This window comes from Nocardioides mangrovi, from assembly GCF_020073815.1.
In the GTDB taxonomy this organism is placed as follows: Bacteria; Actinomycetota; Actinomycetes; order Propionibacteriales; family Nocardioidaceae; genus Nocardioides; species Nocardioides mangrovi.
Genome location: NZ_JAIQZJ010000006.1, coordinates 114,739 through 128,677, shown reverse-complemented (window position 1 = coordinate 128,677; position 13,939 = coordinate 114,739). Strand labels below are relative to the sequence as shown.

Below are 13,939 nucleotides of genomic sequence, written 5' to 3'. Positions count from 1 at the left end.
TATAACGTGTTCTAGTTTTCGGAACCCTACTGCGTCTCGATGTTCGACACCAGCCATCCGTGGTCGGTGTGCACCACGGTCACCAGCGCGCGGTACTGCGCCACCCCGGTCTTCGGCTGCCCCTTCTCGACCTTCTCGACGTACTGGTTGAGGAAGAGCAGCGCCTGCACCTCGTTGCCGGAGGCCTGCGACACGCCCTGGTCGACCGCCTTGACGGTGATCTTCAGCTTCTCGGCGGCGTACTTGTCGGCGAGCCCCTCCGCGGTGGTGCGGTACTGCTCGGCGAAGGTGTCGGTCATCTTGGACGTCGCCTGGTCGACCTGGTTGTCGTAGTCCTGGTACGTCGTCGACAGGATCTGCTCCACCGAGCGGGCCGCCGCGTCGACCGCGGCACGGGTCGTCACGTCGCCGGTGACCACCGGCCGCGAGGCCGACACGGTCGGGTCCGGGTCCCGGACCAGGTAGACGATCTCGCCGGCCGCGACCAGCGCGAGCATCACGATCGCCGCCACGAAGCCGATCAGCAGCCGGCTGCGGCGCCGAGGCTGCGGCTCGTCCGGCGTGTCGTCACTCGGGGGCGGCACGGACGGCGGCGGGGTGTCCCCTGCCTCCTCCACGGGGATCGCGTCGGGCTCGACCACCGGCTCCTCGGCGGACCCCGGCTCGCCGTCCGGGGTGGGCCGCTGCCCGGCGACCTTCCGCGGCCGGCCGGACGGGTTGCTGGAGCGCAGCCTGCGCCTGTCGCCGCTCACGACACGAACTCCAGGTCGGACGTCTTCCAGGCGCCGTCCTCGCGGACCAGGCTCACCTTGATCCGGAAGCTGCGGGCGACCGGCTTGTCCCCCGTGTTGGCGTTGCTGACCGTGCCGGTGGTCGCCGCGATCACGGTGGCGGAGTCGGCGTCGATGTCCTCCACCCCGGCCCAGAGCACCTTCCCGTCCATCACCGACCGGGCCTTCTTCAGCTGGTCGAGCACCCCGGGCGTCTTCTTGTCGTACTGCTTCGCGAAGTCGCCGGTCGCGCCCGCCGCGACCGCGTCCATGCTCGCCTGGGCGTCCTGGTAGTCGATGTTGATCATCGCCTCGACCTCGGCGCGGGCCGAGGCCAGCACGTCGCCGTAGCGCGCCTGGTCGTCGGCGGCGTCCTGCCGGTCCTGGTGCTCGCGGACGACGAGCACGCCGCCGACCACGCAGAGCGCGGCCAGCAGCAGCGTCACCAGGCCGAGGGCGATCAGGGTCACCCGGCCCGGCCGTCGTCCGGTGGAGCTCACCAGTCCGTCACCGGACCTGCCAACAGCCACTTCCATGCGTTCCCTCCCAGGAGCGACAGGTTGCTCGGGTCGATGAGGTGCACGGCGTTGCCGTGCCGGTCGACCGCTCCGTCGACGACCCCCGTCCCGGGGTCGTAGGACGAACGGTAGACGCGCCCCGGCGAGCTGTTGCCCGACTCGTCGGGCGAGTACTTCGGACCACGCATGACGTACGGCGGCCCGCTCGTGCACTGCGCCGGGTAGATCGGCGAGTCCGTGAGGTCCTGCGGCGAGCGCCACTGGCTGCGCGGCTTGTAGCCCTCCGAGCACGGCGGGGTCTGGTCGAACTGCAGGTTGACGTGGCCGTAGCCGTCACCCGGCGTGCCCGTGAACCCCGCCGAGATCACCCGCGGGTAGGTCACCAACAGCTGCTCCGTGCCCGCCAGGTGGGTCATCACGACCTGGTTGACGCTGACCGCGTTGGCCAGCAGCACCGGCAGCGTCGGCTCGAGGTCCTTGAGCAGCCCGTCGATCGCGCGGGCGGTGCCCGGGGTGCCGTCGAGGACGTCGTTCAGGTCGTCGTCGCTCGCCGCCAGGGCGCCGGTCAGGCTGTTGAGGTTGCTGGCCAGGCTGCGGATGTTCTCGCTCTGGCCCTGCTGGGTGCGCAGCACCCGCTTGCCCTGGTCGAGCAGCCGGATCGTGTCGTCGGTGTGCGCGGCGGCCTCGCGGATGAAGGCGCTGCCGTTGTCGAGGAGGCGCTGCAGCGGCCGGCCGGTGTCGTCGAACATGTCGCCGAGCTCCTTGACGACCACCTGGAGGTTCTTCTTGTCCACCGAGCTCACGAACTTGTTGAGCTCGACGAGCAGGTCGCCCTCGTCGACGGGCAGCGAGTCCGCGGTGCCGTGCAGCGTGTCGCCCGCCTCGGCGTACGGCCCGTCGTCGTTCGGCGGCTCGAAGTCGAGGTACTGCTCGCCGACCGCCGAGAGGTTGTGGACGTACATCGGCGAGTCCGAGGGCAGCTGGGTGCCGTCCTCGAGCGCGAGGTCGAGGGTGACGCCCTCCTCGGTCGCCTGCATCTTGGCGACCTTGCCGATCTTCACGCCGCGGTAGGTGACCTCGCTGCCCTCGAAGAGGCCGCCCGACGTGGGGAGCGTGGCGTGGATGGTGAGGCCCCGGCCGAGGACGCGGTCGACCAGGCCGAGGTAGGAGCCGGCCATGTAGACGATGCCGACGGCGCTGAGCACGAGGAACGCCGCGATCCGGATCTTGATGCCGTGGCTCACTGCCCACCTCCGAAGAGGGAGTCCGCGGACGGCTTGCTGCTCGCGGTGCCGCTGGTGAGGGCGTCGCCGAGGCCGTCGAGCAGACCGCCGAGCGCCCCGCCCACGCCGTCGAGCAGGCCGCCGGCCCCCGGCAGTGTGTTGATGATCGTGCAGACCGGGTTGTCGGCGTACTTGTCCTTCTTGCACGCCTTGCGGAGCTTCTTGACCAGGTTGAGGGAGTTGAGGACCTTCTGGCAGGCCTTGCTGGTGAGCTCGCCGCTGCGCAGGCACTTGAGCACCTGGTTGACGGTCTTGCCGGGATCGACGCCCGGGATGCCACCGCCGGAGCTGCCGGCCGGCAGGAGGTTCTCCAGGTTGATGTCGGCGCGGATGGAGGTGTTGGCGTAGTCGCCCTTGACGACCTCCGAGGCCTCCTTCGGGAAGGGGAAGCTGACCAGCAGGTTGAGGCCGGGCGCGAGCTTGTCTCCCGCGTTGTAGAGCTGCTGGAGGATCGGCTGGAGGTGGTCGAGCGAGGCCAGGATGTCGTCCTTGCTCTGCCCGATCACGCGCGTGCCGACGGCGCCGAGGCGCTGCAGGGAGGTCAGCATCGCGATCAGCTCGTCGTGCTGGGCGGCGAGCACCTGGACGGCCGGACCCGCGACGTCGAGCGCCCCCGTGATGTTGTCCTTCTCCTTGTTGAGCGTGGACGTCAGGTGGTTGAGGGAGTCCATCGCGTTGACGATGTCGTCCTTCTGGTCGTCGATGGTGCCGACGACGCTGTCGAGGTTGGCGAGCAGGTGACGCAGCCGGTCGGTGCGGCCGTCCATCACCTCGTTGAGCTCGTGGGTGATGGTGCCGAGCTGGCCGACACCACCGCCGCTGAGCAGGAACGAGAGCGCCCCGAGCACCTCCTCCACCTCGGGGTTGCGACCGGTGGCGGAGAGCGGGATGTTGTCGCCGTCCGCGAGCTTGCCCTCGGCCGAGCCGTCCGACGGGGGCTCGAGCGCGACGTACTTCTCGCCGAGCAGGCTGACCTGCCGGATGTCGGCGATGGCGTTGGCCGGGAGGTCGACGTCGTCCTTGATCCGCATGGTGATCTTGGCGTTCCACCCGATCCGCTCGACGTCGGTGACCTCGCCGACGGTGACGTCGTCGACCATCACCGGCGACTTCGGGACGACGTTGAGGATGTCGTGGAACTCCGCGGTGACCTCGTAGGAGTTGCCGGCGTCGACCGGCGAGCCGGGCAGCGGCAGGTCGTAGGCGCCGTCGAACTTGCAGCCGGCCGAGAGGAGGACCAGGCCGGTGAGCAGCGCCACCCAGCGCGCGAGCCGGGCCGTCACGACGACCCGCCCATCAACCCGGCGAGGGTCGGGTCCTCGGTGGAGGTGTACTGGTTCTGGACCTGGGCGGCGCGCCGCTGGGCGTGCGTGCCGGAGTGGCGGCTCGACTCCCCCGTCGCGGTGCGGGCCGCGCCGCTCGGCGGGATCGTCGGCAGCTGGTCCTCGACGGGCTCGAGGAGCTGCTTGAAGAGCGAGCAGGCGAGGTCCTTGCTGGTCTTCGGCAGCTGGGTCTGCTGGACGACGCCGCAGAGGAACCCGTCGGCGTCCCAGACGTTGCCGCTGATCCCGATCCGCGAGCCGATGGTGCCGGTCCGGTTGTTGTAGGCGAGGGCGAGGTTGCCGATCGCCGTCGGGGCGACCCGGAGCGCGGTGTCGAGGCTGTCCTTCTCGGAGTTGATCGTCTTCATGACCTGGGTCAGCTTCTCGACGTCGGTCACCAGGGCGTCGCGGTTGTCGTTGACGAAGGACTTGACGGTGCCGACCGCGTCGGCGACCGCACCGAGCGCCTGCTGGATCTCGGTCCGCTCGCCGGCGAGCTGACCGGAGACGCCGGCGAGGTCCTTCACGAACGCGCGCACGAACGCGTCGTTGCGCGCCAGCGTGGTGGTGAAGTCGGCGAGCTGGCTGACCGTGTCGAAGAGCGGCCCGCTGCCCTCGCCGAAGGTCTGGGCGGCCTGGGAGAGCTGGGTGAGCATCTGGTTGCCGAGCTTGCCCTTGCCCTTGAGGGCGTGGGCGCCGGCGGCGAGCACGTGGTCGAGGGTGCCGTCCTTGTTGACGCCGTTGGGCCCGAGCGCCTCGGACAGGTCCTTGAGGCTGGCGTAGATCCGGTCGAGCTCGACCGGGACGCCGGTGTCGGGCAGCGGGATGTCCGCGCCGTCGGCCATCAGGGTGTCGCCGTCCTTCCAGGCCGGCGTGATCTGCACGAAGCGGTCCGCGACCAGGGTCGGCGTGACCACGACGGCCTTAGCGTTGTCGGGCACCTGGTACTGCGCGTCGTACTCCATGACGACCTTCACGGAGTCACCCTCGGGGGTGACCGAGGTGACCCGGCCGACGTTGACGCCGAGGATCCGGACGTCGGTGCCCTGGTAGACGCTGACCGCACGCGAGAAGTGGGCGGTGAGCGTCTTGGTCTGGGTGTCGTCGCGAAGCACGAGGAAGTAGGTGCCGACGAGCAGCAGGACGGCCATCGCGACCGCGAGCAGGCGGCCGCTCAGGCGTGGGCGGATACCGGTTCGGATGGCCATCAGTTGCCCTCCAGCTGACCGGGGACGAACTCACCGGTCGGGATCCCGAGCAGGTTGGACGCGTAGGCGTCGAACCACGGACCGGTGCCGATGATGTTGCCGAGGATGGACACGTAGGGGCCGAGCGCGGCGAGGGTGTCCTTGAGCTCCTTCTGCTTGCTGTTGAGCAGCGAGAGCAGCGAGTCGACCTCCTTGAGCGCCGGCGCGATCTGGTCCTGGTTGTCGTCGGCGACGCCCTTCAGCTCGTCCGCCAGGCTGCGCGCGTTGACCAGCAGCAGGTGGACGGCCTGCTTGCGGCGCTGGACCTCCTTGAAGACCAGGTCGCTGTGCTTCATCAGGTCGACGAGGTCCGCGCTGCGGGCCGCGAGCACCTTGCTGACGCTCTGCGAGCTCTTCAGCAGCTGCTGGATCTGCTCGTCGCGGGAGGCGACCGACTGCGAGAGCCGGGCGATGCCCCGGAAGCTGGACTCGATCTCGGGCGCTGCCTTGTTGGTCGTGTCGGCGACGACGTTGAGGGCCTTGCTGAGCTGGTCGGTGTCGATGCGCTCAGTGGTCTTGGTCAGGTCGCCGAACACGCCGACGATGTCGTACGCCGACTCGGTGTGGTCGACCGGGATCACGTCGTCGCTCGAGAGCTGTCCGTCACCGGCGGGCTGCAGGTCGAGGTACTTCTCGCCGAGCAGGTTGAGCACCTCGATCGAGGCGCGGCTGTCGGTGCCGAAGTCGACGCCGTTGTCCACCTCGAAGGACACCAGCACCGTGTTGCTGTCCTCGAGGGAGATGTCGGTGACCCGGCCGACGCGGATGCCGCCGACCTGGACCATGTTGCCGGTGTGCAGGCCGGAGGCGTCGGCGAACTCCGCGTGGTAGGTCGTGCCCCGGAAGCCGGGGAACTGGGACAGGTTGAAGGCCGCCGCCATGATCAGCAGCATCACCACGACGGTGATGGCGCCGAACCGCAGGACGCGGAGCTCGGCCTTGCGTGCGGGGGTCGGGCTCACGGGGAGTCACCTCCGGAGGCCTGGTTGCAGCGCGGTGCGGTCGAGTGGAACTCGATGTTGTTGAGCGCGCCCATGATCTGCTTGACGCCCGGGATGTCACCGAGGCCGGCTGGGAGCGTGATGCGGCCGCTGAACCCGCAGATGTAGTAGTTGTACCAAGAGCCGTAGGTGCCGGTCCGGGTCTGGTCGGTCATCGACTCCGGCAGCCGGTCGAGGAGGTCGATCACCTGCTTGCGGCTCTCCTTCTCGTTGAGGAGCGCGGCGAGCTGGCGCAGCTTCGCGACGTCGGACTTCACCAGCGGGCGACCCTGCTTGATCAGGTCGGCGACGACGGTCGTCAGGCTGGAGATGTTCTTCAGCGACGACCCGATGGTGCCGCGGTCGCGCGCCAGGTCACCCATCCAGTTCTTGAGCGAGACCACCAGGTCGTTGAGCTGCTGGTGCCGGCTGTCGACCGTCGTCAGCGTCTGGGTGAGGTTGTCGACCACCTGGCCGATGAGCTGGTCGCGGTCGGCCAGGGTGTTGGTGAGCGAGGCGGTCTTCTGCAGCAGCCCCTGGACGGTGCCGCCCTCGCCCTGGAGCACCTGCACGAGGTTCATGCTCAGGTCGTTGACCTGCTGCGGGTCGAGCGCCTGGAAGAGCGGCTGGAAGCCGTTGAAGAGGGTCGTCAGGTCGAGCGCCGGCTGGGTGTGGCTGACCGGGATCGTGTCGTCGGAGCCGAGCGGCTCGGCGTCGGCGTCGGAGCCCTCCTCCAGCGCGAGGTAGCGGTCGCCGACCAGGTTGAGGTAGCGGATCTCGGCGCGTGACGCGGTGGTCAGCGGGACGTCCGCCTTCACCCGGAAGGTCACCAGCGCCTCGGTCCGGTCGTAGTGCTCGACGCTCTTCACCTCGCCGACGCTCACGCCGGCGACGCGCACGTCGTCGCCCTTCTGGAGCATCGAGGCGGTCGTGAAGATCGCCTGGTACGTCGTACCGGCGCCGAAGCCGATGTTGCCCATGATCGCCGCGAGCAGGCCGGTGACCAGGATCGAGACGACCGTGAAGATCGCGAGCTTGATGCCGGCGGCGATGGTCGTGGAGTTGCGGCTCACGAGGCCCCACCTCCGGTCGACTCACGCACCACCGGGCCGTAGAGCAGCGAGCCGAGCGAGCCGAAGGTGTCGACGTTCCTGCCCGTCGCCTCGGCGAGCATCGTGTTGAGGATCTGCTGCTCGCCGGAGCTGCCGGAGTAGTCGGCGCCCACGCGGTTGGCGCCCTGGAGGAAGGTCGGGAGGGGGCTGGTCGGCGGGTGCTCGTCGATGTCGCTGCCCTGGTCGAGCGCGATCGGCGGCGACGGCACCTGGGGGTTGGGCAGGCCCAGGCACCACGGGCCGTGCCCGACCTCGCCGTACGTCGGGCGGTCGTCCTCGTCGTACGCGTGGTACTGCGGGGTGCCGAACTCGATGTACTGCTTGATCTGGTTGCCCTCGAAGGTCTTCGCCAGGCGCGGGGCGTACTTGGCGGCACCCTCGATCAGGCACGGGAGCTCCGGCGAGTAGGTCGCGAGCAGGTTGAGTACCGGCTCGGTGACCTGGCCGATCCGGATCAGGTTGGCGGAGTTGTCGCGGAGCACCCGGGTGGAGGTGTCGGCGAGGCCGCCGAGGTCGGAGAAGAAGGTGGAGAGCTGCTCCTTGTTGTCGATCACCGTCTGCGCGGTGGTCGTGACGTTCTTGAGCACGTCGAGCAGGTCGGGCGCCGCGAGGTCGTAGGTGTCGGCCACGTTGGCGAGCCGGACCAGGTCCTCGCGCAGCGTGGGCAGGTGCTGGCCGATCGCGCCGAGGTAGGAGTCGAGCTGGTCCATGGTCCGGCCGAGCTCCTCGCCGCGGCCGCCGAGGGCGGTGGCCAGGGCGTTGAGGGTCTTGTTGAGATCGGCCGGCTGGATCGAGCGCAGCAGCGGGAAGAGGTTGGCCAGGATGTGGCTGAGCTCGACGTTGGTGGTGACCCGGTCGGCCGGGATCACGTCGCCGTCGGCGAGCGGGGTGCCGGACGGGTGGTCGGGCGAGACGAAGGAGACGAACTTCTGCCCGAAGAGCGTGGTCGGCAGGATCTCGACCGACACGTTGTCCGGGATCTGCTCGGCCTGGTCGGGGTCGAGGGCGACCGTGATGACCGCGTCGTCACCGTCCTGGGAGACCTTGCGCACCTGCCCGACGAGGGCACCGTGGATGCGGACGTCGCCGAACTTGGTCAGCTGGAGGCCGGCCCGGTCGGCCTTGATGGTGATGGTCGTGACGTGGGTGAACACCTTCTGGTAGATCGCGATCGACAGGCCGATGAGCAGCGCGATCACGGTCAGGAAGACGACGCCGGCCACCAGCAGCCGCCGGTGCTCCCGGGGGCTGTCGTGGTAGATGTTCACCAGCATCGGCGGCTACCCCGTGATCCGGACGGTGGTCGTCGAGCCCCAGATGGCGAAGCTGAGGAAGAAGTCGGCCACCACGATGGTGACGATGCTGGTGCGGATCGCCCGGCCCACCGCCGTACCGACCCCGGCCGGCCCGCCCGAGGCGGTGTAGCCGTAGTAGCAGTGGATGAGGATCACCGCGGTCGCCAGGAAGAGCAGCTTGAAGAACGACCAGAGCATGTCGATCGGCGGCAGGAACTGCAGGAAGTAGTGGTCGTAGGTGCCCGGCGACTGGCCGTAGATGTAGGTGGTGATCAGTCGCGGTGAGAGGTAGGAGGCGCTCAGGGCGACGATGTAGAGCGGGATGACCGCGATGAACGCCGCGATCATGCGGGTGGTCACCAGGAACGGCAGCGACGGGATGCCCATCACCTCGAGCGCGTCGATCTCCTCTGAGATCCGCATCGCGCCGAGGCGGGCGGTGTAGCCGCAGCCGACCGTCGCCGCGAGGGCGATCGAGGAGATGAGCGGCGCGACCTCGCGGGTGTTGAAGTAGGCGGAGATGAACGCGCTGAACTTCGCGACGCCGATCTGGCTCAGCGAGGCGTAGCCCTGGATGCCGACCTCGGTGCCGGCGAAGAACGACAGGAACGCGATCACGCCGACCGACCCGGCGATGAGCGTCAGACCGCCGGCGCCGAAGGTGACCTCGGCGAGGGTGTTGACGATCTCGCGGGGGTAGCGCTTGATCGCGCGCGGGACCCAGGCCAGCGCCTTGATGTAGAAGAGCAGCTGGTCGCCGTACGCCTCGAGGGAGTCGCGTCGCCCCCTGACGAAGGAGGTGCCGAGGCCGGTGATGGTCGCCATGTCAGTCAGCCCTCACAGCCCCGGGGGCGGGACGACCTGGAAGTAGATCGCGGTGATGACGGCGTTGATGAAGAAGAGCAGCATGAACGCGACGATCACGGACTCGTTGACGGCGCGGCCGACACCACTGGGGCCGCCGCCGGCGTGCAGGCCCTTGTAGGCGCCGACGATCGCGGCCATGCCACCGAAGACGACGGCCTTGACGATCGCGATGTAGAGGTCGTTGATGCTCGCCAGGGCCGTGAACGACGAGAGGAACGCGCCCGCCGAGCCACCCTGGACGATCACCGTGAAGAAGTAGCCGCCGCCGATGCCGGCGCCGATGACGATGCCGATGATCATGAACGCGACGAACATGGTCGCGGCCACCCGCGGCACCACGAGGCGCGCGAGCGGGTTGACCCCGAGGACCTCCATCGCGTCGATCTCCTCGCGGATCTTGCGGGCGCCGAGGTCGGAGCAGATCGCGGAGCCGGCCGCGCCGGCGATGATGAGCGCGGCCGCGATCGGGGCGGCCTCGCGGACCACCGCGAGCACGGCGGTGGCGCCCGCGAACGACTGGGCGCCGAGCTGCCCGGTGAGGTTGCCGACCTGGAGCGAGATGACGGCGCCGAACGGGATCGACACCAGGATCGTCGGCATCAGGGTCACGCTCGTGATGAACCAGGCCTGCTCGATGAACTCGCGGAGCTGGAAGCGGGTGGTGAAGGCCAGCTTGGTGACGTCGACGACCATCGTCGCCAGCTCACCCGGTCCACGGATCACGGACACGGCAGAGAACGCCACGTGCCACCTCCCCAAGCCCTGGTCTAGACCGCCGCCACATTAGAACGTGTTCTCGTTTTCGGCAAACAGGCTCGCGCGCTCCCCACTAGAACCCGTTCTCCCTCGGACAACGACCGGTCTGCCCGGAGGTAACGCCCCCGAAACGTGGGATGTCAGCGGGCTGGACCGGGCGCCTTCCCACCTCCGTGCGCCCCCTGTCGACCAGGTGCGCACGCCTCCTCGGGCCGCCTTCTACGATGAGCGCGTGGACAGGGACGGGCAGCGCGAGGTCTGGTCGTCGTTCACCCATGACCCGCGCGACGGGCAGTACGCGCCGCTGCGGGCGTCCGACCAGGACCGGGCCGTCGTGCACCAGGTGCTGGACGAGGCGTACGCCGACGGGCGGCTCGACCGCGAGGAGTACGACCAGCGCACCGCGCAGGTCGGCACGGTCCGCCTGCTGGGCGACATCAATCCGCTCCTCGCCGACCTCGTGGCTCCTCGGGTCTCCCCGCGGCAGAGCCTGGTCCGCGCGACCTCCACCGACCTGGAGCGGATGGCGGCCAAGGAGTGGGAGCGCAAGCGCCGCGAGGCGGTCTTCTCGTTCCTCGGCGCGAGCCTGGTGACCTCGGCGATCTGGTTCGCGACGTCCTTCCGGCACGGCGACTTCGACCCGTACTTCTTCTGGCCGGCGTTCGTGATCGTCTTCAGCCTGCTCCACCTGGTCCGGGTGGCGGCGTCGCGAGGCGAGATCGTCGACTCCGAGGTACGCCGTCTGGAGAAGCGTCGCGACAAGGAGCAGCGCCGGCCGGGCTGGCTGCGCTAGGTCCTAGCCCTCCCAGCCGGCAGGCCGGTGCTTCTTCGGCAGCTTCTCGACCACGAGCCGGTAGGACTCGTCGACGGCCTCGAGCAGCTCGTCGTCGGGGATGGCGCCGCCGAAGGCGAGGTCGTTCCAGCCGGACCGGCCGATGTAGCGCATCACGGTGGCGTCACCGGGGAAGCGGTCCAGCCACTCGTCGGCGACCTCCCGGGTCGCGCCGCCCTTCACCCCGACGCCACCGGCGCCCAGGAACGCGAAGATCTTGCCGCGCTCCCCCTCGCCGACCTTGATCACCGGGTGGTCGTGGTCCCAGGGGTTGTCCGCCCAGGCGCCCGGCTTGGCCAGGCAGTGCTCCTGCATCCTCGCGACGTCCATCTCAGGCTCCCTCGTCCAGGGCACGCTCCTCGTCGAGGGCGAGGAGCGTCGGGCTCAAGCGGTGACGCCGCGGCACGAACTGCTCCAGGACCGCGAGGTCGTAGACGTCCGGCTCCTCCCCCGCCCCGACCGCCAGCGCCCCGAGCTCGTCGTAGGCCGCGCCGTCGAGCTCCGGACCGAGCAGCACCAGCTGGCTGCCGCGGCGGCGCCCGGGCGCGCCGGGGGTGACCCGGACCTGCTGGCCGACGCGGTGGACCGTCCACCGGCGCGGCAGGCCGGCGATCCCGATCTCGACGAAGCCCTTGATCCGGAAGGCCTCCGGCACGCCGTCGCCGAGCAGGTGGGCCAGGCGACGCGGGTGCAGCGGCCGGACCTCGCGCCAGCTGACCGTGCGGTAGGGCGTGTGCAGGTGAGCGTGCTCGCCGGCATGGATGTCGCCGAGCGTCAGCTGCCGGGTCGGGTCGTGGCGCAGGTCGAAGAGCAGCGACGGGTCGAGCGCACCATGAGGGGCGTCGACCAGCGGGCGGCCGGGCGCGGCCCGGCGGACCCGCTCCTTGACCGCGTCGAGGGCCGACCGGTCGACGCGGTCGGCCTTGGTCACCACCACGAGGTCGGCGGGCTCGACCTGCTCCTCGAGCCCGGGGAGCCCCGGCGGGTCCGGGTGCTCCGCGTCGACCACGACGAGCAGGCCGCCGTACGACGCGCGTCGGCCCAGCCCCGCGACGACCTTCACGACCAGGGCGGCCGGCTCCGCGACTCCGCTCGCCTCGACCACCACGACGTCGATGCCGCTACGCGGACGGGTCAGCCGGTCGAGGTAGGCCGCGACCTCACCGTCGTCGGCGGCGCAGCACAGGCAGCCGCCCGAGACCGCGATCGTCGAGCTCGCCTGTCCCGAGACCAGCAGCCCGTCGACGTCGATGTCGCCGAAGTCGTTGACGATGACGCCGATGCGGGTGTCGGCGCTGTGCCGCAGCAGGTGGTTGAGCACCGTCGTCTTGCCGGCCCCGAGCGGGCCGGCCACCACGAAGACGGGCACCGGTACGAACATGTGATCGAACGATAGCGGCCTAGCGGCTCAAGGTCGCCTCGACGTCGATCCGGCCGAGCTTCCCCGGGTTGCGGACGACGAAGATCTGGCTGATCAGGCCGTCCTCGACCAGGAAGCTGATGGCGGAGTCGAACCCGTCCGGCAGCCCGGTGATCCGGGCGCCGAGCGCCCCGTTCAGCACCATGGGCAGGACGGTCGCGCCGGCACCGAACTTCGGGAAGGTGCGCAGCAGGTTGGCGACCTTCTTCGCACCCAGGACCGGCCGGACGATCGCCTGCGCGACACCGCCGCCGTCGGCGACGAGGACCACGTCGGGCGCCAGCACGTCGAGCAGGCTCTGGAGGTCGCCGCCGGTGACCGCGGAGAGGAAGCGCTCGACGACCTCCTGCTGCTCGGTCCGGCTCACCTGCACCCGGGGCCGCCGGGCGGCGACGTGCTCGCGGGCGCGGTGCCCGATCTGCCGGACGGCGGCCGCGGACTTGTCGACCGCCTGCGCGATCTCGTCGTACGGCAGGTCGAAGACCTCGCGCAGCACGAAGACCGCTCGCTCGGTGGGCGTGAGCGTCTCGAGCACGGTCAGCATGGCGAACGAGACGCTGTCGGCCAGCTCGACGTCGAGGGCGACGTCGGGTGCGGTAAGCAGCGGCTCGGGCAGCCACTCGCCGACGTAGTCCTCGCGCCGGCGGGCGTTGGACCGGTGCCGGTCGAGCGCCTTGCGGGTGACCATCCGGACCAGGAACGCGCGCGGGTCGCGGACCTCGCCGCGCGCGTCGGCCCCGATCGCGTCCCACCGGATCCAGGTCTCCTGCACGACGTCCTCCGCCTCGGCGGCGGACCCGAGCATCTCGTAGGCGACCGTGAAGAGCAGGCCGCGGTGCTCGACGAAGGGATCCTCGGCGATCTCGGCGGGCACGGTCACGACCCTACGGCGACGCGCTCGGCCAGCGGCCGCAGCCCGCAGGCAGCGGCGAAGCCGTCCGACTCGATGCCGAGCGCGACGTTGCCACGGGTGGTGAAGTTGGCGAACGCGATCACCGCCGTCAGCTCGACGACCGCGGCGTCGCCGAGCTGCGTGCGCAGCGAGGCGACCATCTCGTCGGTCACCGTCGGCTCGGTCTCGGTCATCGCCTCGGCGTACGCGAGCACCTCACGCTCCAGCGGCGAGAAGGCGGCGGACTCCCGCCAGCGCGGGATCTCCCGGGCCTTGTCCATGTCGAGGTCCTTGTTGTGGGCCTCGAAGTAGTTGAAGTCCAGGCACCAGGTGCAGCCGACCTGCGAGGCGACCGCCATGTGGGCGAAGGACTTCAGCTGCTCGTCGCAGGCATCCCACTTCTGGACCTTGCCGCCCAGCGAGGCCATGTCCATGAGCACCTTCTGGTGGTGCCAGTAGACGCCGAGCGAGGTCGGCACCTGGCCGAGGCTCTTGCGGGCGAAACGCTTGATCAGCGCACCCTTGACGCCGGTGATCTCGGCGGCGGGGATGCGGGTGGTTCCGGTCATGTCGTCCTCCTGGGGTGGGTTCGACATGAAGACGTCGGCCGGGCCGACGATGTGACATCCCGGATCGGTCGTGGTC

General features: G+C 69.8%; 15 protein-coding genes. 1 reads left to right on the top strand and 14 read right to left on the bottom strand.

Features of this window, described 5'->3' with window-relative positions; translation table 11 throughout:
* Positions 1-26: 26 nt before the first annotated feature.
* Genes K8U61_RS11495 through K8U61_RS11450 form a run of 10 tightly spaced genes read right to left on the bottom strand, consistent with a single transcriptional unit; the run spans position 27 to position 10,138 of the window.
* On the bottom strand, positions 27-752 hold the full coding sequence (locus K8U61_RS11495) for a hypothetical protein (protein WP_224123159.1): 726 nt from the start codon (positions 750-752) through the stop codon (positions 27-29).
* On the bottom strand, positions 749-1,270 hold the full coding sequence (locus K8U61_RS11490) for an Rv1363c family protein (RefSeq protein WP_224123158.1): 522 nt from the start codon (positions 1,268-1,270) through the stop codon (positions 749-751). Before K8U61_RS11490 ends, K8U61_RS11495 begins: the two co-directional genes overlap by 4 nt.
* Entirely contained in the window at positions 1,267-2,532 is a 1,266-nt protein-coding gene (locus K8U61_RS11485; RefSeq protein ID WP_224123157.1) for an MCE family protein, read from the bottom strand. Before K8U61_RS11485 ends, K8U61_RS11490 begins: the two co-directional genes overlap by 4 nt.
* Positions 2,529-3,854, bottom strand: coding sequence for an MCE family protein (locus K8U61_RS11480; RefSeq protein WP_224123156.1), 1,326 nt, complete (start codon positions 3,852-3,854; stop codon positions 2,529-2,531). The genes K8U61_RS11485 and K8U61_RS11480 overlap by 4 nt, the downstream gene beginning before the upstream one ends.
* Complete coding sequence (locus tag K8U61_RS11475) at positions 3,851-5,101, bottom strand: MCE family protein (protein WP_224123155.1); 1,251 nt, start codon at positions 5,099-5,101, stop codon at positions 3,851-3,853. Before K8U61_RS11475 ends, K8U61_RS11480 begins: the two co-directional genes overlap by 4 nt.
* A complete protein-coding gene (locus K8U61_RS11470) occupies positions 5,101-6,102 on the bottom strand; it encodes an MCE family protein (RefSeq protein ID WP_224123154.1) in 1,002 nt (333 codons plus the stop codon). The genes K8U61_RS11475 and K8U61_RS11470 overlap by 1 nt, the downstream gene beginning before the upstream one ends.
* The gene (locus tag K8U61_RS11465; RefSeq protein WP_224123153.1) at positions 6,099-7,193 is read right to left on the bottom strand and encodes an MCE family protein; all 1,095 of its coding nucleotides are present in this window, start codon (positions 7,191-7,193) and stop codon (positions 6,099-6,101) included. Before K8U61_RS11465 ends, K8U61_RS11470 begins: the two co-directional genes overlap by 4 nt.
* Entirely contained in the window at positions 7,190-8,506 is a 1,317-nt protein-coding gene (locus K8U61_RS11460; protein ID WP_224123152.1) for an MCE family protein, read from the bottom strand. Before K8U61_RS11460 ends, K8U61_RS11465 begins: the two co-directional genes overlap by 4 nt.
* Before the next feature lie 6 nt (positions 8,507-8,512).
* Complete coding sequence (locus tag K8U61_RS11455) at positions 8,513-9,352, bottom strand: MlaE family ABC transporter permease (RefSeq protein WP_224123151.1); 840 nt, start codon at positions 9,350-9,352, stop codon at positions 8,513-8,515.
* A gap of 12 nt (positions 9,353-9,364) precedes the next feature.
* Positions 9,365-10,138: an MlaE family ABC transporter permease gene (locus K8U61_RS11450; RefSeq protein WP_443680168.1), complete on the bottom strand. Its 774-nt coding sequence runs from the start codon at positions 10,136-10,138 to the stop codon at positions 9,365-9,367.
* A 244-nt stretch (positions 10,139-10,382) separates the two neighbouring features.
* Between K8U61_RS11450 and K8U61_RS11445 the strand changes: the two genes are divergently transcribed.
* Complete coding sequence (locus tag K8U61_RS11445; RefSeq protein ID WP_224123150.1) at positions 10,383-10,943, top strand: DUF1707 SHOCT-like domain-containing protein; 561 nt, start codon at positions 10,383-10,385, stop codon at positions 10,941-10,943.
* Between the two features lie 3 nt (positions 10,944-10,946).
* On the opposite strand, the gene K8U61_RS11440 is transcribed toward K8U61_RS11445, so the two are convergent.
* From K8U61_RS11440 to K8U61_RS11425, 4 genes are read right to left on the bottom strand one after another with little or no spacing between them, the layout of a single operon-like run.
* Complete coding sequence (locus K8U61_RS11440; RefSeq protein ID WP_224123149.1) at positions 10,947-11,312, bottom strand: MmcQ/YjbR family DNA-binding protein; 366 nt, start codon at positions 11,310-11,312, stop codon at positions 10,947-10,949.
* A 1-nt stretch (position 11,313) separates the two neighbouring features.
* The gene (locus K8U61_RS11435) at positions 11,314-12,363 is read right to left on the bottom strand and encodes a CobW family GTP-binding protein (protein ID WP_224123148.1); all 1,050 of its coding nucleotides are present in this window, start codon (positions 12,361-12,363) and stop codon (positions 11,314-11,316) included.
* 19 nt (positions 12,364-12,382) lie between these two features.
* Positions 12,383-13,276, bottom strand: coding sequence for an RNA polymerase sigma-70 factor (locus tag K8U61_RS11430; RefSeq protein ID WP_224123147.1), 894 nt, complete (start codon positions 13,274-13,276; stop codon positions 12,383-12,385).
* A 2-nt stretch (positions 13,277-13,278) separates the two neighbouring features.
* Positions 13,279-13,863 (bottom strand): carboxymuconolactone decarboxylase family protein, encoded by a 585-nt coding sequence (locus K8U61_RS11425; protein WP_224123146.1) that lies wholly within the window; start codon positions 13,861-13,863, stop codon positions 13,279-13,281.
* Positions 13,864-13,939 lie beyond the last annotated feature (76 nt).